A 472-nucleotide genomic window follows, 5' to 3' on the forward strand; every position below is an offset into this window, starting at 1 on the left:
CGTGTAGAGCTACGAGCGCCTCGGCGCCGTCGTCCGCGCCGAAGCCTGGATGACCGCTTCGAGGCCGCCTGATCGCCGACTCGTGGCGGCGCTGCGCGGTGCGCGGCGTCCACTCCGACGGCAGTCGGCTCCCGCCGCTGCGCGCGACCGCCGCGGGGAGCCGAGGCAACTCTCCGACGGACGAGACCGGTGAGACGAGGAGGTGGGTGGTGCCGTCCAGCCAGTCGGCGGACCGTACCCGCACCGACGTCCTGTTGATCTTCCCGCCGCAGACCGAGGCCAGGTTCTTCCCGTTTCTGACCGGCGACAGCATCGGCCTGGAGACGGCCCGCGTGCTGTACGCCGCCGGCGCGCAGATCGTCGGGCACCACCAGGACGGCGCGCCGCGCGTCCAGGACGCCTACTCGGTGCGGTGCGCCCCGCAGGTCGCCGGTGCCGGACGCGACACGATCGCGCACGCACGGCTCGTCGC

1 pseudogene is annotated in these 472 nt (G+C 73.9%); it reads left to right on the forward strand.

Annotated elements, in window-relative coordinates:
- Window positions 1-347: 347 nt before the first annotated feature.
- Window positions 348-472: pseudogene (locus ACNFOC_RS55275) on the forward strand (aromatic amino acid lyase); the annotation flags it as partial.

It is taken from the genome of Streptomyces colwelliae, assembly GCF_048158785.1.
Classification (GTDB): domain Bacteria; phylum Actinomycetota; class Actinomycetes; order Streptomycetales; family Streptomycetaceae; genus Streptomyces.